Origin of the sequence: Pseudoalteromonas sp. 0303, from assembly GCF_013349995.1 — a bacterium.
In the GTDB taxonomy this organism is placed as follows: Bacteria; Pseudomonadota; Gammaproteobacteria; order Enterobacterales; family Alteromonadaceae; genus Pseudoalteromonas.
Genome location: NZ_JABVXF010000196.1, coordinates 1 through 302, shown reverse-complemented (window position 1 = coordinate 302; position 302 = coordinate 1). Strand labels below are relative to the sequence as shown.

Genomic DNA, 302 nt, shown 5'->3' with positions numbered 1-302 from the left:
GCAAAGTCCAACAGTTGCTCAGGTCCCCACGCATAGTCGTGGTTACCAATCACACGTACGTCAAAAGCCATGGCTTTTATTGCTTCAACAGTGGCTAACCCTTGTGATGTTTGTTCAGCTACGGTGCCTTTTTCATAATCGTCACCGCCATTGGTAAATAAGGTGTTAGGGTTCTCAAGTTTTGCATTGTCGTAGTAACTGCGAATACGGCTGAATAACTGCTCTTTAAAGCCAAAGCGCGCGTGTAAATCAGCAACATGAATAAAGCGCACTGTTTGGTTACTGGCTGTGTCATTACATTG

Annotated in this window: 1 protein-coding gene; it reads right to left on the bottom strand. The window is 44.7% G+C overall.

Annotated features, from left to right (window positions below; translation table 11 throughout):
- Positions 1–302, bottom strand: a 302-nt coding sequence (locus HUS62_RS22770; protein WP_345894732.1) for a metallophosphoesterase, incomplete at both ends; no start/stop codon positions are given.